At 41.6% G+C, this 22,716-nt stretch carries 27 protein-coding genes and 3 pseudogenes; 14 read left to right on the top strand and 16 right to left on the bottom strand.

Features of this window, described 5'->3' with window-relative positions:
- Positions 1-32 precede the first annotated feature (32 nt).
- From ABJH64_RS02500 to ABJH64_RS02435, 14 genes and pseudogenes are all read left to right on the top strand, one after another.
- A complete protein-coding gene (locus ABJH64_RS02500) occupies positions 33-467 on the top strand; it encodes a transcriptional repressor (protein ID WP_008613740.1) in 435 nt (144 codons plus the stop codon).
- 87 nt (positions 468-554) lie between these two features.
- On the top strand, positions 555-1,958 hold the full coding sequence (lpdA, locus tag ABJH64_RS02495; protein ID WP_348299295.1) for a dihydrolipoyl dehydrogenase: 1,404 nt from the start codon (positions 555-557) through the stop codon (positions 1,956-1,958).
- Positions 1,959-2,046: 88 nt separating this feature from the next.
- Positions 2,047-4,311: a carboxypeptidase-like regulatory domain-containing protein gene (locus ABJH64_RS02490; protein WP_348299293.1), complete on the top strand. Its 2,265-nt coding sequence runs from the start codon at positions 2,047-2,049 to the stop codon at positions 4,309-4,311.
- Positions 4,312-4,418: 107 nt separating this feature from the next.
- Positions 4,419-4,730 carry a hypothetical protein gene (locus ABJH64_RS02485; protein ID WP_348299292.1) on the top strand — a complete coding sequence of 104 codons (312 nt, stop codon included), beginning with the start codon at positions 4,419-4,421 and terminating at the stop codon, positions 4,728-4,730.
- Positions 4,727-4,903, top strand: coding sequence for a hypothetical protein (locus ABJH64_RS02480; RefSeq protein WP_348299290.1), 177 nt, complete (start codon positions 4,727-4,729; stop codon positions 4,901-4,903). Before ABJH64_RS02485 ends, ABJH64_RS02480 begins: the two co-directional genes overlap by 4 nt.
- Positions 4,904-5,114: 211 nt before the next feature.
- Positions 5,115-6,365, top strand: a complete 1,251-nt coding sequence (locus ABJH64_RS02475) for a cytochrome P450 (RefSeq protein WP_348299288.1) — start codon at positions 5,115-5,117, stop codon at positions 6,363-6,365.
- Between the two features lie 104 nt (positions 6,366-6,469).
- Positions 6,470-7,099 (top strand): cation transporter, encoded by a 630-nt coding sequence (locus ABJH64_RS02470; RefSeq protein WP_348299286.1) that lies wholly within the window; start codon positions 6,470-6,472, stop codon positions 7,097-7,099.
- A 50-nt stretch (positions 7,100-7,149) separates the two neighbouring features.
- On the top strand, positions 7,150-7,467 hold the full coding sequence (locus ABJH64_RS02465; RefSeq protein WP_348299284.1) for a transcriptional repressor: 318 nt from the start codon (positions 7,150-7,152) through the stop codon (positions 7,465-7,467).
- 10 nt (positions 7,468-7,477) lie between these two features.
- Positions 7,478-8,614 (top strand): annotated as a pseudogene (locus ABJH64_RS02460) (IS3 family transposase).
- Between the two features lie 206 nt (positions 8,615-8,820).
- The gene (locus ABJH64_RS02455) at positions 8,821-9,426 is read left to right on the top strand and encodes a cation diffusion facilitator family transporter (RefSeq protein ID WP_348337716.1); all 606 of its coding nucleotides are present in this window, start codon (positions 8,821-8,823) and stop codon (positions 9,424-9,426) included.
- A gap of 51 nt (positions 9,427-9,477) precedes the next feature.
- Positions 9,478-10,272 (top strand): cation transporter, encoded by a 795-nt coding sequence (locus ABJH64_RS02450; RefSeq protein ID WP_348334524.1) that lies wholly within the window; start codon positions 9,478-9,480, stop codon positions 10,270-10,272.
- Between the two features lie 171 nt (positions 10,273-10,443).
- Entirely contained in the window at positions 10,444-10,818 is a 375-nt protein-coding gene (locus tag ABJH64_RS02445) for a metalloregulator ArsR/SmtB family transcription factor (RefSeq protein ID WP_348334522.1), read from the top strand.
- Positions 10,815-11,414, top strand: a complete 600-nt coding sequence (gene merTP / locus ABJH64_RS02440; protein WP_348334521.1) for a mercuric transport protein MerTP — start codon at positions 10,815-10,817, stop codon at positions 11,412-11,414. Before ABJH64_RS02445 ends, merTP begins: the two co-directional genes overlap by 4 nt.
- Positions 11,415-11,419: 5 nt before the next feature.
- On the top strand, positions 11,420-11,629 hold the full coding sequence (locus ABJH64_RS02435; protein WP_348334519.1) for a GDCCVxC domain-containing (seleno)protein: 210 nt from the start codon (positions 11,420-11,422) through the stop codon (positions 11,627-11,629).
- 71 nt (positions 11,630-11,700) lie between these two features.
- Here the strand turns inward: ABJH64_RS02435 and ABJH64_RS02430 are convergent, their stop codons facing one another.
- The 16 genes and pseudogenes from ABJH64_RS02430 to ABJH64_RS02355 all read right to left on the bottom strand — a co-directional run.
- The gene (locus tag ABJH64_RS02430) at positions 11,701-12,360 is read right to left on the bottom strand and encodes an ankyrin repeat domain-containing protein (RefSeq protein ID WP_348334517.1); all 660 of its coding nucleotides are present in this window, start codon (positions 12,358-12,360) and stop codon (positions 11,701-11,703) included.
- 217 nt (positions 12,361-12,577) lie between these two features.
- Entirely contained in the window at positions 12,578-13,204 is a 627-nt protein-coding gene (locus tag ABJH64_RS02425; RefSeq protein WP_348299847.1) for a thioredoxin family protein, read from the bottom strand.
- A gap of 1 nt (position 13,205) precedes the next feature.
- The gene (locus ABJH64_RS02420) at positions 13,206-13,622 is read right to left on the bottom strand and encodes a TlpA disulfide reductase family protein (protein ID WP_348299848.1); all 417 of its coding nucleotides are present in this window, start codon (positions 13,620-13,622) and stop codon (positions 13,206-13,208) included.
- A 6-nt stretch (positions 13,623-13,628) separates the two neighbouring features.
- A complete protein-coding gene (locus ABJH64_RS02415) occupies positions 13,629-13,769 on the bottom strand; it encodes a hypothetical protein (RefSeq protein WP_348299845.1) in 141 nt (46 codons plus the stop codon).
- Between the two features lie 71 nt (positions 13,770-13,840).
- A pseudogene (locus ABJH64_RS02410) lies at positions 13,841-14,635 on the bottom strand (bile acid:sodium symporter).
- A 318-nt stretch (positions 14,636-14,953) separates the two neighbouring features.
- Positions 14,954-15,770, bottom strand: a pseudogene (locus ABJH64_RS02405) (permease).
- Between the two features lie 162 nt (positions 15,771-15,932).
- Entirely contained in the window at positions 15,933-16,184 is a 252-nt protein-coding gene (locus ABJH64_RS02400) for a thioredoxin family protein (protein ID WP_348299843.1), read from the bottom strand.
- Positions 16,185-16,280: 96 nt separating this feature from the next.
- On the bottom strand, positions 16,281-16,868 hold the full coding sequence (locus ABJH64_RS02395) for a sigma-70 family RNA polymerase sigma factor (RefSeq protein ID WP_348299841.1): 588 nt from the start codon (positions 16,866-16,868) through the stop codon (positions 16,281-16,283).
- Positions 16,869-16,890: 22 nt separating this feature from the next.
- The gene (locus tag ABJH64_RS02390; protein WP_348299839.1) at positions 16,891-17,664 is read right to left on the bottom strand and encodes a metallophosphoesterase family protein; all 774 of its coding nucleotides are present in this window, start codon (positions 17,662-17,664) and stop codon (positions 16,891-16,893) included.
- 35 nt (positions 17,665-17,699) lie between these two features.
- Positions 17,700-18,422, bottom strand: a complete 723-nt coding sequence (locus tag ABJH64_RS02385) for a metallophosphoesterase family protein (protein WP_348299837.1) — start codon at positions 18,420-18,422, stop codon at positions 17,700-17,702.
- Between the two features lies 1 nt (position 18,423).
- Positions 18,424-19,482, bottom strand: coding sequence for an ArsO family NAD(P)H-dependent flavin-containing monooxygenase (locus ABJH64_RS02380; RefSeq protein WP_348299836.1), 1,059 nt, complete (start codon positions 19,480-19,482; stop codon positions 18,424-18,426).
- Complete coding sequence (gene arsB / locus ABJH64_RS02375; RefSeq protein ID WP_348299834.1) at positions 19,482-20,540, bottom strand: ACR3 family arsenite efflux transporter; 1,059 nt, start codon at positions 20,538-20,540, stop codon at positions 19,482-19,484. The genes ABJH64_RS02380 and arsB overlap by 1 nt, the downstream gene beginning before the upstream one ends.
- A gap of 2 nt (positions 20,541-20,542) precedes the next feature.
- The gene (locus ABJH64_RS02370; protein WP_348299832.1) at positions 20,543-21,172 is read right to left on the bottom strand and encodes a protein-tyrosine-phosphatase; all 630 of its coding nucleotides are present in this window, start codon (positions 21,170-21,172) and stop codon (positions 20,543-20,545) included.
- A gap of 19 nt (positions 21,173-21,191) precedes the next feature.
- Complete coding sequence (locus ABJH64_RS02365) at positions 21,192-21,656, bottom strand: DUF6428 family protein (RefSeq protein WP_348299830.1); 465 nt, start codon at positions 21,654-21,656, stop codon at positions 21,192-21,194.
- 59 nt (positions 21,657-21,715) lie between these two features.
- Positions 21,716-22,048, bottom strand: a complete 333-nt coding sequence (locus ABJH64_RS02360) for a metalloregulator ArsR/SmtB family transcription factor (protein WP_348299828.1) — start codon at positions 22,046-22,048, stop codon at positions 21,716-21,718.
- 540 nt (positions 22,049-22,588) lie between these two features.
- Positions 22,589-22,716 (bottom strand): transposase (locus ABJH64_RS02355; RefSeq protein WP_348334532.1); only part of this gene is annotated, 128 nt, incomplete at its 5' end.

Below are 22,716 nucleotides of genomic sequence, written 5' to 3'. Positions count from 1 at the left end.
CGGACTTAGACTGTTTTTCGAAAGAATATAAAATGACAAAAACGGAAAAAAAATTATCGTCAAAAGGGATACGTCCCACTGAAATGAGGTTGAAAATTCACAAATACCTCAATAGGAAGACCTATGCAGTAAGTTTAAACGAAATGCAAAAAGTCTTTATCGCTAAAAGCGAAAAAAACAAAACGGCAAACAGAACTACCTTTTATCGAAACCTAAAAACTTTTGAAGATAAAGGGCTAATTCATCAGATTAATGATGGGACAGGAGTGGCAAAATTTGCAATTTCCGATAAAAAGGCCAAAGGTAAATACGGTACAGATTTACATATGCATTTTCATTGTACCGTTTGCGGAAAAACTATTTGCTTGCCGGATAGAATATCGAAACAAAACTTGCCGGACGATTATGAAATAAACGATTTGAACCTGGTATTAAAAGGGGTATGTAAAAATTGTAGTAAAAAATAATAGGTGGGAGTACCTTAAAACTGAACCCTTGCGCCCCTGGTCAGCTTAAGGTTTCCCCCACCTTATTTAATTAAAAAATTTACGAATATGGAAAAATATGATGTAACAATTATAGGCTCTGGCCCTGGCGGGTATGTAAGCGCTATACGTTGCGCCCAATTAGGATTAAAAGTAGCCATTATTGAAAGGTACAGCACGCTTGGCGGCACCTGCCTTAACGTGGGCTGTATCCCGTCAAAAGCCTGGCTTGAAGCCTCTGAGCATTATTACAAACTCAAACATCAATTCGAAAATTTTGGGATTGATGTAAAAGAAGCCAATGTCGATATCAAAAAAATGAACCAAAGGGTTCAGGATGTGGTACAGGAAATCATCAATGGCGTTGGGTATCTGATGAAAAAGAACAAAGTTACCGTCTATGAAGGCCACGGCACCATCAAGGACAAAAACACGATTGAGATTAAGGCCGAAGCTAAAACGGAAACTATAGAAACCGATAAAATTATCATTGCCACAGGGTCCAAACCCGCTTCCTTGCCCAATATTAAAATCGATAAAAAAAGGATAATCTCTTCTACCGAGGCCCTTGCGCTACAGGAAATTCCCGACCATTTATTGGTCGTTGGTGGAGGCGTTATCGGGGTTGAGATAGGTTCTGTTTTCGCCCGCCTGGGCTCTAAGGTGTCTATTGTGGAATATTTTGATAGCCTCATCGCCACTATGGATGGCGCACTGGGACATCAATTGCATCGTTCCCTAAGAAAACAGGGAATTGAGTTTTATTTGGAACATAAAGTGACCAATGCAACAGCAACGGACAACAAAGTTGAATTGAAAGCGGAAAACCTGTCCGATAAAAAAGAAATGAATTTAGAAGGCGACTATTGCCTTATGGCCATTGGCCGGAAACCGTACACCGCCAATTTAGGCCTTGAAAATATAGGAGTGGAAACCAACGAGAAAGGACAGATAACGGTAGATGAAAACCTCGAAACCAGCGTACAGGGTGTATATGCCATAGGAGATGTGATCCGGGGAGCAATGCTTGCCCATAAAGCCAGTGAAGAAGGCGTATTTGTAGCCGAACGGATTGTTGGCCAAAAACCACATATCAATTATTCGCTCATCCCAAATATTGTGTACACTCAACCCGAGGTTGCAGGAGTAGGATTGACGGAAGAAGAATTGAAAGAAGCAGGAAGAAGTATCAAAACAGGCTCCTTTCCATTCAAGGCCAATGCAAGAGCAAAAATAAGTATGGACACAGACGGTTTTATCAAGGTAATCGCAGATAAGCAGACCGATGAGATATTGGGCGTGCATATGATTGGCCCTCGAATTGCCGATAGCTATACAGAAGCGGTGGTGGCAATGGAGTTTAGGGCATCTGCCGAAGATGTTGCACGGATGTCGCACGGGCATCCCACTTTTTCCGAGACCTTTAAGGAGGCCTGTCTGGCAGCTACCGAAGACAGGGCGTTACATATTTAAACCTTTAAATCCATGAATGCTCAACCTTGTTGGTAGTCTTTAATACGTTGAGATTGTTGGCTTATAAGAATGAAATAGGACTCAATATTTGAAATTTAATTATAGAATTAGCAAACAAAATAAGACTGAAAATGGCAAAACAAAATGTACCCTTGACCTTATTATTAATACTATTGAGTATTACATCTTTGCCCAAACAAAAGTAAATGGAAGGGTGGTTGACAGTGAGGACGAACAACCGCTTATTGGCGCTCAGATCGTTGTCGAATCCAAGGGCGTTGGTACAGTAGCTGATGAATCGGGATTTTTCGAGATCAAACTTCCGGATGGCTCATATACAATCAAAGTTAAATATTTGGGCTATGAAACGAAAACTCTTTCAATCAACACCAACACTGCTGATTTGGGAATAATAGCGCTGACAAGGGCCAGTGCAACTTTGGATGAAGTCATCGTAAGTGCATCACCCAATAATTTTAAGGAGGAATTCAAAGGAAGCAATTTCAGAATAAGTCCGATTGCCCTGAAAAACATCAATCCATTAAGTGCGGAAGAAGTGCTTCGGATGGTACCCGGAGTGAACATTGTGGGGGATATGGGACTCTCCAACCGTCCCAATATAAGTATCAGAGGTTCTTGGGGAAGGCGCTCCAAGAGAGTATTGCTTATGGAAGACGGCACACCTTCTGCGCCTGCCCCGTACATTGCCCCCGGAGCTTATTACAACCCTGTGAGCGACCGCATCACTTCCATTGAAGTATATAAAGGTGCGGATATGCTTCGCTACGGCCCAAACAATATGTATGGTGCTGTCAATTACATTACCGCCTTGCCACCTCAGAAACCTGAATTGAGAATGAAATTGATTGGCGGTCAACGAAATTACCAAACAGCTTTGCTATCTTATGGCGGCACCTGGAACAATCTCGGGGCGTTGGTCGAGGGCGTTTACAAAAAGTTTGACGGTTTTACCGATAATTCTTCGGTAGAAGTGCTGAATTTAAATGCCAAGATATTTGCCAAACTTTCTGAAAACCAATCATTGTATTTTAAAGTGAGTGGCCAATTTGAGGATAACCAGGCTTCGTTGAGTTCACAAACGCCTTTTACTTTTGAAACCGACCCTACCCAAAATCCTTTAGATGCCGATCAGTTTACTATGAGGAGGTATGGATTGGACATTATCCATAAGTGGATTCCCAAAAATAATATCAGTTTCATCTCAAAAATATATGCATCCGACTATGAACGGGATTGGTGGCGACAGATCACGACAAAGGTGAAAGCATCAGAGGTGAGGAATTATGTTGGAGACACGATTTTCAATGACCGGTACAGTTATTTAAGAGGATTGGATTTTGATGAAGAAGATTACGTAATTGTAGGCAGGGTACTCAATGGACGGGAAAGTACTACTGACAGCCGTTGGGCTTACATCGTGTCAGGTATTAAGGAAACAATGAATTTGGACTGGGAAGCTTTCGGTGAAAAGCAACACCTGGAAGCAGCTATTAATTTGCACCGTGAAACCTTCAAAGACCGATTTTTGGTTGCCGACAGCAGCCGCTGGGCAAGGAACGGAAGAACCACAACAGATTTGTGGTACAGGTTATGGTCTTTCAACGGTTTTATCCGAAATGAATTTAATATCGGAAAATGGGGCATCACACCTATCCTTCGTTTGGAATACGTGGATATGTACCGACAGGATTTATTGGCCCTTGCCCAAAACCCGGACATAAACAGTACGGAAGAAGGGAGAGAGCCGAATGCTTACACGCAATTTTTACCGGGCATCACAGTAGATTACCGCATTCAAGATGGGGAATTTTATGGAAGCATCTATCAGGGTATGATAGCCCCGTCCAAGGTATTCGGGTTTTTGGTGGAGCAAGATGGCATTGTTACCAACCCGCTTGCAGGACAAAGCATCAACATTGAACCCGAATTGGCATGGAACAGGGAGATCGGTTGGCGGGGAAATTTATGGGACAATCGCATTGACGGGCAACTCACCTACTTCAACAATACCAGCCGGAATTTCTATGCGGGAGGCCGAAATGAAGTATTTCAGGAATTAGGTAAAATTAATGTGCAAGGGCTTGAGGCTGCTGTTGGGGCGGAACTTTTCAATATAAACCAGCACCAACTTCGGCTTTTTGGAAACATCAATTTAATGAAATCCAAAGTATTGGAAGGTAGATTGGTGGACAAAGATCTTTTTTCGCAAGTCATCCACAGCACCGCCACCCAAAACGAGTACATCGATAAAGTAAACGTCAACAGAAGTGCCTATGAAGTATATGTTTCGGACGGTTCGGGAGGTGAAGTATTACTTACTGATGAAACATAGATCAAGCTGATTTTCAGAACATAACGAAAAGTGTTATCCGTTTTGGAGAGGATGGCATTTCAGATGCCGAAGCGCCTTACACACCCAGATGAAACGCAAGCATTGGTTTGAACTATGATTTCCAAAACCTATCCGTTGGGGCCAGTGGACATTTCGTAAGCGGGCAATTTACCGAGTTCCATAATTTTAGCAACGAGTCTGCCGATGGGGCAATCGGAAAGCTGCCCGCCTATAGTTCGATAGATGCCTACGTGAACTATGATTTTATTTTGGGTAAAAAACTGAATATGACGGTTTTTATCAATGAAAAGAATATCACCAATGAAATTTACCGAGCCTCTCGCTTGAACCGTGCCACATCAGGGATATTTGGGGGAGGTTTTAGGCAAATTATTTTTGGTGTCAATTTGAGGATATGAAAAGATCAACTTTTATAATCAACAAAATGGACTACTCATCAGAGGAGCAGATGATCCGCATGAAGCTGGAGCCTTATAGTGAGGTAAAGCAACTATTATTTGATATCCCCAATCGTAAACTGGGGGTAAATTACACAAGCGGGTTTCAGAAAGTACATGAGACCATTAGTTAGTTGAAGTTGAGTGGCAGGCTAAAAGGAACGCAAGGTGCTAAACACGCTGGGGTGGACGAAGGTTCAGTACCGATGACGGTCTAATGGCCTTGAGTGCATTGTAAACTAAATTATGTGATATTTAGTCATTTCACAAAACTTAGATTACGTTGTATTAAGTTTAAGTTACTGGTCTAAAAATGAAAGATAATTATTTAAAGATGTAAAGAACATGACAACTATTCCGAAAGACAAAAACTTTGATAGTAGTTTGATACTACTTCGTGACGGCTATGAATTTATTCAGAAAAAGCGTCAAAAGCTTGGGTCCGATATTTTTAGGACCCGCTTGATGTTAAAGAAAGCAATCTGCATGGGTGGAAAAGAAGCCGCGGAGGTTTTCTATGACACTGAAAAGTTTCAGCGCAAAGGTGCTACTCCTAAAAGGGTGCAAAAAACATTGTTCGGCCAGAAGGGGGTCCAGACACTGGATAATTCAGCACACAGGCAAAGAAAAGAAATGTTTATGTCTTTGATGAAACCGGACAGCCTTCGGGGGTTCCTGGAAATCCAACAAAGCTATTGGGAAACATACATCAGTAAATGGGAAAAAGAAGAGCAAATAATATTGTTTAACGAAGTACAGGAGCTCCTTTGCCGTGCAGTCTGTACATGGTCGGGCGTGCCGCTGCGAGAAGAAGAAGTGCAACAAAGGGCCAGGGATTTCGGGACTATGGTAGATGCCTTCGGAGCCATTGGCCCACGGCACTGGAGAGGAAAGCAGGCCCGGAAAAGAGCTGAAAAGTGGATTGCTAACCTTATTAAGGAAATCCGTAACGGTAAAATCCATGTAGAAAAGGGTACTGCCGCCCACACAATTGCTTTTCACCCTGAGCCTGATGGCAAATTGTTGGATCCACAGGTTGCAGCAGTAGAGCTGATAAATGTATTAAGGCCCACCGTAGCCATAGCCACCTACATTACTTTTACTGCGCTTGCTTTACATCGGTACCCACAATACAAAAAAGAAATACAGACAGGGAAAGACAACCTTACAGAAATGCTGGTACAGGAAGTACGAAGGTTTTATCCATTTACCCCTATGGTAGGTGCTATTGTGCGGAAAGAATTTGAATGGAAGGGATATACATTTAAGCGTGGCAGGTTGGTGTTGCTGGATATATATGGCATGCTTCACGATTCTGAATTATGGAAAGACCCCCATAAATTTCATCCCGAGAGATTTATAAACTGGGACGGCAATCCCTTTACCTTAATTCCGCAGGGTGGAGGAGAACATTTACACGGACATAGGTGTGCGGGTGAATGGCTCACCATTGAATCGATGAAACAAGCTGTGGATTTTCTGTCTAATCGGATAACTTATGAGGTGCCCGATCAGGATTTGACATTTAGCTTATCCCGTATGCCCACGCTGCCAACTAGTGGTTTTATAATAAGTAAAATAAAAAGATTGCCATAAAAAATTAAAACCACGAATCGTTTATAAATGCTGCTTGCAATTTAAAGAAAACATCTCCTGTGGCAAGTTTCGTGAAATAATTCCACTAAAATAACAGACCAATCATGAGCGGTAATAATAACAACGAAGAAAACGAGGGCAAACTTGACTCATCCAATAAAGCGGAAAGAAAAACATTAAAACAGGTCCTTGGGATCAATATGTTCCAGGTGGCATTGGCCGGTATTGTTGGCTTTATAGCAAATTCCACAGGATTATTGGGCGCGGCACTCGATAACTTGGCTGACTCAGCCGTTTACATTGTGAGCATTTACGCTGTGGGCAAAGGTGTTGTAGCTCAATCACGTGCTGCAAACCTTTCCGGTGTTCTTTTGATTGGGCTGGGCCTGCTTTTGTTAGGTGAAGTGATAAGGCGTTTCATAATAGAAACTGAACCAATAGGTTGGGCGATGATCATCACGGCTATAGTAAATGCAGCAAGTAACCTTCTTGCCTTGCGCTTGCTGAAATTTCAAGGTGAAAGGGGCGTACACATGAAGGCCTCTATGGTATTTACCAGTAACGATATGCTTGTTAATCTAGGGATAGTATTGTCCGGTATCGGGGTAATGCTGCTTAACTCCCCTCTTCCGGATTTGATCATCAGCCTTATTGTGGTTGGAGTGGTGCTACATGGAGGATGGAAAATCCTTAAACAGGCACGGGATGCGCGTAAGAGAGCTAAAGAGTTATAGTAAAGAAGTGGTTATCAGAGGATACATCTATTTTTATAAAGGATTTAATTATGCTTTCAAATATAGAAAATAAACTAGAAGAGAAAGAAATACGTCCAACGGCAATGCGCCTGCTGGTTTTGAAAACACTGCAAAAGCAAATAGCAGCGGTAAGTTTGCAGGACCTGGAAGCAGCTTTCGAAAAGGCAGACAGGATTACCTTATATAGAACTCTAAAAACTTTTGAAGAAAAAGGCTTGATACATAGCATAGAGGATGGAACAGGGATTACGAAGTATGCCCTGTGTGAAGAAGGATGTAAATGTGCTCCTGAAGACCTGCATTTGAAGCTGCTACATTTGATTGGACAGGAAGTTAAGCTCTCCTAACTTTGAATCAATGAGTGACAGATCAAGAAGAACTTTCGACAAGGTCTTTAAATTGATGGCAGTTGAACTACACAAAAGCGGTAAATCCTCCAATGAGATCGGCAGGGAATTAGGTATTCCTGGTGATATGGTCAGGCGGTGGAGCCGGGAATTTGCATCAACCGGAGTGTCCAGTTTCACAGGCAATGGCTAACCTGTTTTGACTGCTGAGCAGCGGGAAATAGTTAAATTAAAGAAGTCACTAAAAGAAGCGCAGATCGAACGGGTTATCTTAAAAAAGGCTGTAAGCATCTTCTCCAAGAGCGACAACAAATATTCAGGTTCATGAAAGACTACCAATCGGAATTTGCTGTTGAGAAGATGTGTAAAGTTTTCTGTGTATCAAGAAGTGCCTATTATGCCTGGCTACGCAGAAAACCTTCTAAAAGGGCCTTGGAGAATCAGGTTTTGAAAGCCGCTATTCAAGCACTGCATCAACAGACCAAATCTCGCCTGGGGAGTCCCAAGATGAGGATAGAACTCAAGGATCGGGGAATGCTTGTTTCCAGACCCAAGGTAGCCAGACTGATGAAACAGCTAGGCCTGCGCAGCATTATCTGCAAGAAATTCAAGGTGTCGACGACAGATTCGAATCATGGATATCTTCCTTCGAAAAATTTGATGGATGGGGATTTTAGTGCCAGCCGACCTGGAGAAAAATGGGTATCGGACATCACTTATGTAAGAACTAAGCAGGGATGGATTTATCTGACCATCGTCATGGATCTGTTTGACAGGAAAAACCGTCATAGCCGCCTTCAAGATGGCAATCCTAAATAGACAGGCGAATCCATGGGAACTGATGTTTCATTCTGACAGGGGAGTTCAATATGCCTGTGAAGAATTTAGAAAGTTGCTTACAACCTATAAAATCCACCAGAGTATGAGCAGAAAAGGAAATTGTTGGGATAATGCAGTAGCTGAAAACTTCTTCAAAATCATCAAATCAGAGCTTATTTATCATATTCCAGAATTGACTATCTATCAAACACAAATGGAAATCTTTGAATTCATCGAAATCTGGTACAATAGAAAAAGGAAACACTCCTACCTGAATTTCCTTACCCCAGAACAGTTCGGTAAAACACAATCAATCATTGCCGCATAGAAAATAGAAACTCGAAATTCTCTGGGGATTTTCCTTCAAAATCCACCAGAGAATTTGAGTAGCCCGCGGCAGGCGATATAAAAATCAATCGATAACCGAGCTTAAATGTTTGTCCGGTTTTTTGTAGCAAATCCAGGATGGATATGCCCGGTTTTCTTTATTGGGAGCGATGATAAACGCGTTGACATTATTGCTCGGATCAATATATATATATATATATATATATATATATATATATATATATAGTTTATGCATCTATTGACCGAATAATAAATCCACAGAACCCTGATGCATATTGGATGCTTAGCATTTCATTTTTGGGTATAGCCTTAAATGGAATCGGTGTTTGGAAGTTGAAATCCGGTAAATCGATGAACAAACAGGTTATGATGATTCATCTTTTAGAGGATGCTCTTGGATGGGTTGTTGTTCTTGTTGGGAGCATTGTCATGTTGCTATTTGATGTTCCAATATTGGATCCTATTCTGGCCATTGTTATTAACCTTACTGTTCTTGTATTTGCTATGCATAAATTGGTACAGGCACTAAAAATACTGCTTCAAAAAGTTCCGAAGAACATCAATCTCCCTGAACTTCGTCAAAAAATACTTTGCCGGGACAAAGTTAAAGATGTAGAGCATTTGCATATATGGTCGCTAACGGAGGGAAAAGCTGTAGTCACTGTGCATGTTATAGTTTCAGACATTCGATTATTGTCGGATGCAAGTGCAATAAAAGGACAGATTCATGTAATTTTAAGCGATATAGATACCGACCATATCAACATTGACCTGAAGAGTTCTGATAGATAATATATACTTAAATCTTAAAAATCTTGCAGTCAATAGGCAAGCTAATCAACAATGCAAAAAACAATCTTTGAGATAACCAAAATGGACTGCCCTTCGGAGGAGAATCTTATCAGGATGAATTTGGACGATATTTCCAGTATTGAGAATTTGGAATTTGATATTCCTAACCGGAAACTGACAGTTTTTCATCAAGGGGAAATTGAAGCAATCGAAAAGTCTATTGTGGACTTAAATTTAGGAGGGAGGAAAATTTCCACCCAACAGACTGACCAAACGGTCTTTAAAGAACACACTCACCAAAAAAAGTTACTATGGTCTGTCCTCGCAATAAACTTTGCATTTTTTCTAATCGAAATGACTACGGGAGTTATTTCCAAATCTATGGGGCTGGTTGCCGATAGCTTGGATATGCTTGCGGATAGCTTTGTGTATGGGATAAGTCTATTTGCAGTGGGGGGAACAATATATAGGAAAAAGCGGATTGCTAAATGGGCTGGATATTTTCAGATCATACTTGCGATCATCGGATTTGTAGAGGTATTAAGAAGATTTTTTGGAGTCGAGAAGCTTCCAGATTTTTCAACAATGATTATTGTCTCAATTCTGGCCCTCATGGCGAATGGAATTTGTCTTTATCTGTTGCAAAAATCGAAAAACAAAGAAGAGGCTCATATGAAAGCAAGTATGATTTTTACTTCAAATGATGTGATTATTAATTTAGGTGTAATTGCCGCAGGCCTATTAGTTCATTGGCTAGAATCCAGTACGCCTGATCTTGTTATAGGAACAATTGTTTTTGTCCTGGTTGTTCAAGGGGCATTTAGAATTTTAAAAGTGGGCAAATAGAAAAATATGAAGTGACTTTATTCGAAATAACGGTAGGTAAGGATAATTTCAGACTAAGCAAAAATATTTGATTTTAGGATATTGACGTTGCAGAGTATTGGATTTTTAGAACAAAAATAAAAATGTATTTAAGCATTTGCTTAAATAAGAAGTCTTCTTATTTTTGTATTCATGGAAATCATTTCTTGTATTAGGCAACAAGCGGACGTTAAACAACTAAACCGCTGCAAAAGCCGAGTTTTTGAGCTTCACGAATCCTTCGACTATTTATCAAAGGGACTTGAGCTGGCTGGGAATAAGGTCAGGTTGAAAATTCTTTTCCTGCTTTATGAAGAGAAACAACTATGTGTATGTGATTTGAGTGATATTCTAGGAATGACCATATCGGCAATTTCTCAACACCTCAGGAAACTCAAAAATCAGAAGGTCATCGAAGCTGAAAGACAAGCGCAAACTATTTTCTACTCCTTAGCTGAAGAGTATAAAATCCTGCTTAAACCGATATTCACATTAATTGAGGAAAATAAAGTTTTTGAAACTGTATGAAGAAAGATAATACACTAATCGGGGCAGGAGTTCTATCATCCTTTACGGCTTCCATATGTTGCATTACTCCTGTTTTTGCTCTTGTCGCGGGGACAAGTGGGATCGCATCCACTTTTTCTTGGCTTGAACCAGCAAGACCTTACTTTATTGCTTTTACAATTTTGACACTTGGTTTTGCTTGGTATCAGATTTTGAAACCTCAAAGAGAAGCGGATTGCTATTGCGAAACGCCGACTAAACCGAAGTTGATTAAAACCAAAACATTTTTGGGTATTTTGACTGCATTTGCTATGCTCATGCTTGCCTTTCCAAGTTACTCGCACATCTTCTACCCCAAGACAGGAAGCCAGACGGAACTGGTTGACAATGAAAATCTCCAGACCGTAGAGTTTTCTATCAATGGGATGACATGCGCAAGTTGTGAAGAACATGTAAACCATGAAGTGAATAAACTTTCTGGAATAATCAGCTCGACCACATCATATGATAACGGCAATGCTGTTATACAGTTTGACAGCTTAAAAACGAATGTTTCTGAAATTGAAACAGCAATAAATAGAACAGGATACAAAGTAACAGAAAGAAAGGAAAAGTAATTAGCATGAATGTCCTACTAAAATCAATAATCACCTGCCCTGAGTGCGGAAATCAAAAAGTAGAAACCATGCCGACAGACGCCTGTCAATTCTTTTATGAATGTGAGAATTGTAAAGTGATATTGAAACCTAAGAAGGGAGATTGCTGTGTTTATTGCTCCTATGGAACAGTGCCTTGTCCTCCTATTCAAGAGAACAAGCCTTGTTGTTCTTAAACATTGAAAAAATATAAATATTGACAGCCCTTATTTATCTTCAAAGAGTAACATCTAGTTTTACTAGTTTTTCAATTCATTAAGGTTTGCAATTCTAAATCATTTTTAGCCATCAATTGCAAGTAGTCGTTTTTTCCTTTATCCAGCTTTTTTGTCTCTGCACCGTGTTGTAAGAACAGTTTTATGCAATCTACTTGGTGGAATTTATTTACTGTATCATTTGATTGCAAAGAATGGATTGCCCAGCCAAGTGGTGTGCTGTTGTAAGTTTTGTCTTGTCCATCAATTTCCGCCCCAGACCATATTAGCCGGTCGACTAATTTATCCCTACCACAAAATGATGCCCAGTGCAATGCAGTTTCACCATTGTTCTGATACGTAAAATGAATGTCGGCACCACTTTCAATATAAAATATTCCGAGTTTTTCAGCGTGAAGACTAGCTGCAGCAAGAATGGGAGTCCCACCACCATTAATTTTGTCACCATCTATTTGTGCTCCATTTTCTAAAAAAATCTTAGCAAATATGATTCCATCATCATCCGAAATTTTTCTCGCAAAAATAGCATCGCAAATCCTATGAAGTGGGTGTTCTTTTTGTCTACAGAAAAATTCGAAAGGAATTGTAATTCCTTCGTTGGCAAGATCCGGATTTTCTGAAAGTAACTTAGACAACGCCTGAAAATTCTTTCTCTCAATCAATTTTTTGACCTTTTGTGTAAAGATTATCATTTTAAAGGGGGTAAGGCTTCAAATCAAAGTCTTGAAAAATCGTTTCCATTTTCTTTTTCAGTAATCATGTCCTTTGTTGCCAAGTCCATCTTAACCTATATAGGGATTAATTGGTATTTTCTCCTTTGCTAATGAAAAACTATATCACTTAGAGCTTCGTAATAAAACTACGTGTACTTCTATCTTGAAATAGTACAGCCAATAGCTTTGGTTTGTATCACTGTTGGTGATTTGCCTGATAGGAGTGACTCCACAGCTGCTTCCACATATTTTTCTGAACAGCTGCCGGATTCTTGGCATTATCATCTATAGCGCCTATGTAAGCAACTTTATTTCCTTCAGCAGTTTTAGTTAACACGTACACATGTGGCGTGTTGGTAGCACCATATTGCGGAAATATCTTTTGTCCTACATCGAGCAGATATGGGAAAGTGTATCCTTTCTCTTTGGCCTGCTTCTGCATGTTCTCAAAACTGTCGGATTCATATTTCTCAGGATCTGTCGGATTGATAGCTATCACTGGAAACCCTTGAGCTTTATATTTTTTGTCAAGGGCGATGATACGCTCTTCATAAGCTTGGGAAAATGGGCAGTGATTACAGGTGAATACAACAATAAATCCTTTTGCATCTGCGTAATTGGCGAGAGATACCATTTCCCCATCTACATTTTTTAGATTAAAATCCGTGGCCAGATCACCGATTTCATAGCCGTTTTCAACGATAACTACCGTGTTTGTAACTTCTATTCTCTGACTAGAATTGAAATCCCCCCTTACAATTTCTGAAGGCTGAAGAGATAAAATTGCAAGAAGATTAATGGAGATTAAATTTAGGATGCTCATTTCAGTTTGAAGTTAATAGTAGGTGTTCTATAGATTTTTGCAATTCTTCATAAGTGACCGGGCCATTATGAAAAACCCTTTTGTTTCCAGTATATACCAAAGTAGCGGGTACGGCAACAGACCATGTTGAATCCACCTGGGGAATCCATGCGTTTGGATCTGCTTCATCCAAGACGAGTATCCTAGACTGTAGGTTTTTTTTCTTAGCGAAGAGAATGAGCTGGGAAATGATCTTGTCAGGAAAATCCAAGCTGGCCAATACTATTTTTAATTTTCTGTCTTTATACTCCTGCCCGATCTGTTCTATTTCCGGCAATTCCTTAATGCAGGGTTTACACCAAGTAGCCCAGAAATTGACTATATAGATGCTGTCATTATCCCGTTGAAGAAATGGTTTGAAGTTTTCAAAATCATATATACCAACTTACATTCCATCATGCTCAATGGTTGGGGAAGGTTTGCCTTCAGTATAAGGCTGATTAGTTAAGGCCTCTGATTCAGCACCTTTTTCCTTACAAGCACTTGCGATCAGAAGGCTTAAGATTATAAACTTTAAATTCCTCATTTTACTTGTTTGATTCCGCTAGTTACAAACAATACGCATTATCAGTTTCTTTCGGCCTTCAACAAAAGCTGTTAGGTAAGGACCAGTATTGGCAACTCTATCAATGGCCCGATGACAAGCGACAAGGCTATCAGTGGTTCATGCGAAAATGCCGATACTGCAATAGCCAAAGATATCGGAGAATTCCTGGCCATGGTGGTCAGGATGAGACTAACCTTGTCTGCGTAATTAAATCTCAGTAATCTGCTCACAGCCTGTCCTAAGAAAAAAGTGAAGGCAAAAAACAGGAGAACAGGGAGGATCAATTTGTAAATAATGTCTGGATTATCGATTAGATTTTTTCCTTCCGAAGCAAACATAGCTACTACTGCTAGCGCCAGAAAAAGCACCTGCGATTTTTCAAAAAAGCCTATGACGCTTTCCCCCGCCTTGCTTATGTTGTTAACAAATTTCTTGGTGAGGAAAGCCAGAATAAAAGGAACCACCAAAACCAAAAGTATGCTCTCAACAATTGAACTTAGCTCCACATTTCCCGATTTTCCAAAGAAAACCAATAGATAAACCGGGAGCAGCAACACTAGTAACAACAGATTAACAGGAAGAATAGAAGCGGATAATGGGACATTTCCCTTTGCCACTCCGGTAAAAATCAGTTACCAATCCGTGCATGGAGTCACCATCAACATCACAAAACCTATCCAAATTGGGAGTTCGTCTGCCAGAAATAGGCTCCCTAGGAAATAGGCTATAACGGGCGTCCAGATGAAATTAATCAGGATGCTGGTCAGTGAGAATTTAAAATTGAGGAAAGAGCTTTTTACTTCACTTGCATTGATGCTCAAAAAGAGCCCATAGAGCATGACCATTAGCAGCGGAACAATAAACTTGGCGCTGTATTTTGTAAGAATATCTATTGACCCCAAACCCAATCCCACCGCCACGGCAAGCAAAATAACGACCGTCTGATATTTGTTGATTTTATCCATTATTAGTCCAGCTGTTTATTTGGGATTCTTTTTTAATACGAGCTCTTTTTTTATCCAGTTAGAAAAAGGGGGCCTTAATACAATTTGTACATGACGGCCTATGCATTATAATAAAGAACCCCCAAACTTGAACAGAAAAAAACTAAGTACCCGGTATCCACAGATAAACTCTTAAGATACCGGGATTTACCTCAAATCCTAAAACAACAAATTGAACAGCCATCCTGAAAGTATCATCCCGGTGGCAATAGTCGCGAAAAAGGCGATGATCAACCGCTTCTGCATCACCTTCTTTAGTAACATAGCTTCGGGCAATGACAAGCCTATTGAGCCCATCATAAACGCCATGGCAGTTCCCAAAGGAACACCTTTGCCAACCAGCGAATCCAATACAGGAAGAATACCGACCGCATCAATATACAGCGGAATGGACAGAACTACTGCCAGCGGTACAGCGAGCGGATTTGTCTTTGAAATATATTTTTCAAAGAAAGATTCAGGAACATAACCATGTACCAGGGCACCGACCGCAATTCCGATAAACACATAGGGGGCCAACTTCTTGATCGTCTGAGAAACATCTGCATGAATCAGGGGTATGCGCTCTCTGAAAGACTTTTTTGCCGAATGGGTCTCCCCAGCTGGCTTACCAAGGTTTTTCAGCCACTCTGCAATGTAATGTTCCATTCCAAGCTTTTCCAGAATGATACCTCCCAAAACACCCAAGGCTATTCCTGAAAGAACATATACCACTGTTACTTTCCAACCATAAGCAGCCCAGAACAATGCAATTGCAATTTCGTTTACCAGGTGAGGTGATCAGAAAGGAAAGTGCTATTCCCAAAGGCATCCTTGCCTGTATCATGCCCACAAACAAAGGAATGGATGAGCAGGAGCAAAAGGGAGTGACCGCCCCCAGAACTGAGGCAGCAAGATTCCCAAAACCAGAATGTCTGTGAGCCTCCAGATAGCTTTTCACCTTTTCCATGGGTAGGTAACTGACGATGGTTCCCATCAGATAGGTCACCAGGATTACCAGTGAAATCAATACGGTAAACGTCACCAGAAAATAATGAACTGTAGCTCCCAACGTGCTTTCAGCACTGATTCCCAGCAGGTCAAATAACAGAAATCCCGCTAAATCCGAAAGTTTACTTTCAAGCGCTTTCATCACAGCCTATTTCAGAAGTGCCACAAGTTTTTCATCCTCCGCATATTCATCGTAGCTGTAAACCTTTCCGTGAATTACCAGGGAAGGAAAGCGCAATGCTCCATAGAGCATAGTGTCTTTCATTTCAGACAATTCCTCTACTTCAACTTGTATGTTCTTTCCGGCAGCCACCCGTTCTACCTGTTCACGGATCGGGGGAAATATCGAGCAACAAGATGAATGAAGGATTTTTACTTTAGTTTTTGGTAATGTACTCATAGCATTGTTTTTTTTTGGTTAAACTATACTATGTAGTCTCTGTCGGTAGGTAAAAAGACACAGGTTATTCCTGTTTTTTTGAGAACCTCATCTTACTCAACAATATTTTTTCTGGAATGAGGAGAGGTGACTGACCAATGGTGTACAGGAGGTTTTAACAGTACAACTGACAAAGTTCCCCTGATGATCATATTCAATATTGCAGCAGTCTTCAAACAGTTCCTTTAGTTTTACTCTTCCTCTCTGAATACGCATTTTAGTTGCGGAAATGCCAAGGCCGATCTCTTTGGCTATCTGTGTCTGTGCCATTTTCTCAATGTCTGAAAGCAGGAGAGGCTGTGCATACTTATCCGGCAGAAAACTTATCATCGGAATCAGATAATCATAAGCAGTAAGCCCACAGTGTTCTTCTACAGAAGGCCCCAACTCCTTTGGTACTTCTTTTAACTCATAGGACATTTGCTTGTAAAAATCTGAAAGTGTGTTTCTGCTAACCTGAAAAAGCCAGGCCTTGACATTGGAGATCTCTTTGCCCCGCTGAAAGTTTTCTGTCAGTTTCAGCATTACTTCTTGGACAATATCTTCGGCATCCTGCTCATTTTTACATTTTCTTATGAGATAAGCTTTCAAAAATCCGTAGTACTCTGTAATCACTGATCGCAGAAGAGCTGACTTGTCAGTCATGATGTTTCTATTTTTTATGTGCTTATTTCCCTTCTCTCAAAGCCTTTGCGTAGGCATTTGGCAACTCACTTTTTTCTACCGCAACAGCCGCCTTTTCAATATCGTATTCAACTCTTCGGAAAGTCACCCGGATAGCCTCAGGATCCGTGGTCTCCAGTCGGGTGTCAAATTCCATAATAAGATAGCAGGCTCTGGGATCTCCGTCTTTTGGCTTGCCCACTGAACCGATATTGATTGCGTGACGCTCAGCTTCTTTTTCTTCCAGGGTATTGGAAAGTTTCCTGTGAAAGGGTTTATGGGTATGGCCAAAAAGCAGTATGTCGGCAGCTGAATCTTCGAGGATACGCATCAGACTTTTTTCAGGCCGGTCTTCAAACAAATACTCGTTGATCTTCCGTGGACTTCCATGCACCATCAACAGCTCCAAATTCCTGTCAGCAAACTTGAACTCGATCGAAAGATGTCTGGGAAGCGACCTCAGGTAAGTGCGTGTTTTCTCGGTGACTTTTTGATTGGTAAAAGCTATGGATACTGCCCCGTTGGCTTTTTCGACATCATCCTTATAGGCACAGCCGCAGTCATCGCTGTGGAGCCCAATTCCCTCGTCGTAATTTCCGGCAAGTGTTGGTATATGTCTTTTTCTGATTTCTTCCGTTACCTCGTCCGGCCAAATATTATAGCCCACAAGATCCCCCAGACAGTACACCGCATCGGGTTTCTGCTGGTCAATGTCGTCCAATACCGCCTGTAATGCAGGAAGGTTGGCGTGTATATCAGAAAAAAAGGCAATTTTCATATGCTCGTGTTTTGGTTGTCAAAAATTTGCATTGGCTACTTACCCTGCTCCAGGGCATCCGCATACTTCTCAGGGAATTCACTGTTTCTCAGTTTCTTTACTGCGTATTCGACATCGTAGGAAAGCCTTCGGAATTCCAGTTTCCAGGCCCTTCCGTCATCAAAGGTTAACAAATCGCGGAGATCAGCCAGGACATATCCTGTCCTCAGATCCCCGTCTTTAGGTTTGCCGACCGAACCCAGATTGATCACATGCCTCAGTTTATTTCCATCCTGAATACGGCGGTGATAGGGGATATGTGTATGACCGCACAGTAAAATATCAGCATCCTTTTCACGCATCATGTTCAGCACTTCCTGCTCAGGATAATCCTCGGTCATGTAGTCGTCGATAGCCTTTGGACTGCCGTGAACCATCCAAATATTCAAATGCTTTCCCCCAAATTCGTACGATTCCGTCAATTCCCGGGGAAGCCCCAGCAAGTAATCTCTGGTTTCCTCATTGATCAAGGTTTGCGTGATCGCACCATTGGTTCCCGGAGCCGGTGAAGCTATCTGAAGCCCCTCCTCATGGTTACCCATCAGCGTCGGTACCCGCAGCGCTCTCACTAGGTTAACCGTCTCCTGAGGCCAGACATGGTAACCGACCAGGTCGCCGAGACAGTATATCCTGTCCGGCTTTTCCTGGTCAATATCCGCCAATACTACTTCAAGAGCAGGCAGATTGGCATGTACGTCAGAAAAAAAAGCAATCTTCACTTTAATCTTTGATATATTCCACGACTTCTTTTACTGTTTGACGGGCAGACCGGCCAACCCCTATCAGAGTAGCCGAGGCAAATCCGGTCCAGCCTCCATATCCTACCAGCCAAAGCCCCGGTACTTCTTTACAGCGGGTGCCTTCGGTAGAAATCCTACCCCTTGAATCAGTAGGCACCAGCCCTGAGAGGTGATCGGTAGCAAAACCGAATCCGGTACACCAGAGAATGGCATCAATTTCCTCTCTGTCTCCGTTTTCCCAAACTACTGCAGCCTCTTCTATCGAAGAAATTCGCCCCTTGGATTTGAACACATCCCTGTCACGGGCTTCTTTGACTGTAGGGGTCATCACAATATTTCCGAGATGGTACTGGGATGCGTCAAAAGGTTTACCCTGTTTCTCAGCTTCATATTTTGCGGTTGCCAGATCAAACAATACCCGACCATCTACATCATCCGGCAAAAACTCCGGTTGCTTATGGGTCGCCCAGAAGGTAGTGGCCACTTTGCTGACCTCGGCAAGCAGCTGGGCTCCGGTATTTCCCTCACCCACAATCAGTACTTTTTTTCCTCTGAAGATTTCGGCATTCTGATACTCCACAGAATGGATCTGGATTCCCTGAAAACTTTTCCGTCCCGGTATTTCGGGAATAAAAAGCTTTTGCCAGGTTCCCGTGGCGGAGATCACAGCTTTTGCTTTTAGCTGGTCCCCGTCCGCAGTATGGATCTGAAAAACCCCATCCTGAAGCTCTACTTTTATAACACGGACCTTTCGTCTGATCGGGAATCCGTAGCGTTGTTCATAGGCGCAGAGGTAAGCAACAGCTTCATCCCGTGAAGGATATGCGCCTGCGGATGCCGGCATCATAAAGCCCGGAAGAGAGCTGAATTGGGAGGGAGAAAAGAGTGTGAGGGTCTCCCAGGTCTGTGGCCAACTGCCACCGCAGTTTTCCTGGTCATCCAAAATAAGATAATCCAGCTCAGCTCTGCGAAGAAAGTATGCACATGCAAGGGCACTTTGCCCTCCCCCAATAATTACCAGATCAACTTCCTTTCGCATCAATCAGCAAGTTTCGGAGTTCCATAATATTTATCCCTCAACCAAAAGGATACCCTGACCAAAAGTATCAATGCGGGAACTTCCACCAAGGGTCCGATCACTCCTGTAAATGCCTGCCCCGAGTCCAGTCCAAATACGGCGATAGCAACCGCAATTGCCAGTTCAAAGTTGTTTCCTGCGGCAGTGAACGAGATAGCGGCATTTTTGTCATACGTGGCACCCATGGCTTTGCTGAAGAAAAACCCGATGATAAACATCAAGGTGAAATAGATCAGAAGCGGGATAGCAATACGCACCACATCCATGGGGATCTCTACGATCAGGTCGCCTTTGAGCGAGAACATCACCACAATGGTGAACAGCAATGCGATAAGTGTCAATGGGGAAATTGCCGGAATAAACACGTTTTTATACCAATCTTCCCCTTTAATGCGCACCAGGATCAACCTGCTGAGAATTCCTGCCAAAAAAGGAATCCCGAGATAAATAGCAACACTCTCGGCAATGGTGCCGATGGAAATATCCACGATGGCTCCTTCAAATCCGAAATAAGGAGGAAGCACGGTTATAAACAGCCAGGCATAAAAGCTGTACATAAATACCTGAAAGACACTGTTCAGCGCGACCAAACCCGCTCCGTATTCACTGCTTCCCTCTGCCAGATCGTTCCATACCAGCACCATGGCAATACATCGGGCCAATCCGATCAGGATCAGTCCTGCCATGTACTCTGGGTGATCCTGCAGGAAAATCAGCGCCAGTGCAAACATCAGTACCGGACCTATGATCCAGTTCAGTACCAGAGAAATGCTGAGAATCCGCACGTTTTTAAACACTTTTGGCAACAGCTTATAATCCACCTTTGCCAGGGGCGGATACATCATCAGGATCAGGCCGATGGCTATGGGGATATTGGTACTCCCCGAGCTAAAGGAATTGATAAAATCAGAGCTGGAGGGAAACAGATATCCTATTGCTACACCTACGGCCATGGCAATAAAAATCCACCAGGTGAGGTTCTTATCCAGAAATCCCAGCTTTTTTTGAGAAGAGGCCATACTTACCGGTTTTTGATTTTACTGAATACATAGAACATCTCAGAAGCGATCTGCAGGGATCTTTCATCATAGCGGTTTGATTCCTCCGGAGTTCCATCAAACTTTTTGGGATCCTCATACCGGATGGGAATCCGGTTTTCTGTCCCCGGTATGACAGGACAATTTTCATCCGCATGGGCACAGGTCATTACAGCGGCAAACCGCTTTGCCTTGTTGATCGGGTCGTCAAAAAGTTTTGAAAAGGCAGAAATCGGCTCTGAATCATCGGAATGAAAGATAAAATAGACCGGATTCTCACTTCCTTTTTTGGTCACCCGAAACCCACTCCTCTTGATGGATTCCACGGCTCTTTCGTTAAATTCAGTCACTTCGACTCCACCGGAATAACAATCTGCAGGAACACCGAAATAGTCCGCAGCAGTCTGTGCCCAGATCTGTGAGAATTGACTCCTTCGGGAATTGTGGGTACAGATAAAGTTTAAGTTAATTTTTTCCCCGGAACCAACTTTAGATTGGATATAAGTGATCAGCACCTGGAGTGATTCTTTCCTGTCCTCAGGGATAGGCAATGATCTTGCTTTCTCAACAGTAAGGGCTAGCCCCGGTAATAAATCCACATGTGTAGGGTTCATAGTATATTTACAGGTTAGATTAACAACATCCTGAACCTGGGGCGCAGGTATTTGCAGGCATGTCTACCAGGTTCAACTTTTGTTTTTCCTGTGGAATTCCGCAGTTTACCTTGGCAAGGCAGTCAGTTTGTTTGAGTGTCAACAAGAAGTTGGTTCCGTCAAACTCCAAACCGAATTTACCGATGGTTTCAGCTTGGTATTCCACCTCAACTTCCAGATCTTCCAATCTTAGCACTCTTTCGGAAAGTTCTATGATGCTGTTTAGTTTTTCCGGATGTAGTCGATGGTTGTAATCATCTGCATTCCAAAGTTGGAAATTAGCGACGTTTTCATTTCTTACTGTTCCCCCGCAATCAATAAAGTGCTTGGAGATTTTCCCGACTTCGGTGACATGAAAATGGGTTGGAACCAATGATCCGTCAGGCAATTGAAAGGCTATGTTATCCAATTGGCTAAGTGCCTTTTTAACTTCTGATAGTTGCATAATTTGATTTGTTTATTGCGATAATACGATTAATGGATACAAATTTTTTTACTTCTTAATTAACAACAAGTGCTATCCGGAGCTTTAAACTGATCAAAGACTTCATTGAAAAGCTGTTGAATGTGCGCCCATTTCACCGGGTTGATGCAATAGCTCACCGAGACACCTTCTATGGTGCCCTGAATAATTCCGACTTGCTTGAGCTCTCTCAGATGCTGACTGATTGTGGCCTGGGCAAGCCCCAATTCCTGAACCAAGTCCCCGTTGATACAGGTGTTGGATCTAAGTAAATACTGGATAATCGCTACCCTCGCCGGATGAGCAAAAACCTTGGCCACCTGTGCCAGTTCATTTTGCTCCAGAGAAAATAAATCTGTTTTGGTAACTCCCATTGTGTTTTTAATTCATTGCAATATTACAATGATAAATTATAAATCAAAAGGAAATTTTAGTTTTTTTTAAATCTTCAAAATCTTACTTAAAGGGTGTCTGATTTTTTAGTTATTGTCCATCTGGAATAATGATAGTTGGGATTTCTATCTATTATATATAAGTGTAGGGAGGTGAGTTTTAATTAGGCTATAATTCCGATTTTTTGTAAATTCACCTCGATCCCGATAACAAGTTCTTTAAAACAAGAAGTATACAGGAAGCTTTATTCGATTGTAATAGTCTGATTTATAGTATTTTGTAATATTATTTATGCTGCAAAATATTGGATTGCGTCAATCGTGTAGTTCTCTGAAAATCTAATTTGTAATTAACTGATTATCAATTATATAATAGCGAGGTTCATTCCCCTTCCTCTCTACAATAAAAAGCTAAGTAAGGCTTTAATCCCTTGATAATGAGATATTTATTAGGGGATTTTTTTTGATTCACTTGCGGCTAATCTTTTTGGATCAGTCGGAATATCTGGGGAGCAGGTTTATTCACGCATAGATGTTAGATAGTCTGAACAGGAAGAATTCAATGTTGGTGACTCCTCTGAACTGAGCCCTGAATGCTTTTATTTTTGCATTGAATGATTCTGCTGATGCATTTGTACTCCTGTTTTCAA

Origin of the sequence: Algoriphagus sp., from assembly GCF_039969895.1 — a bacterium.
Taxonomy (GTDB): Bacteria; Bacteroidota; Bacteroidia; order Cytophagales; family Cyclobacteriaceae; genus Algoriphagus.
The sequence above is the reverse complement of the archived record's forward strand: the minus strand, read 5'-3'. Positions and strand labels throughout refer to the sequence as shown.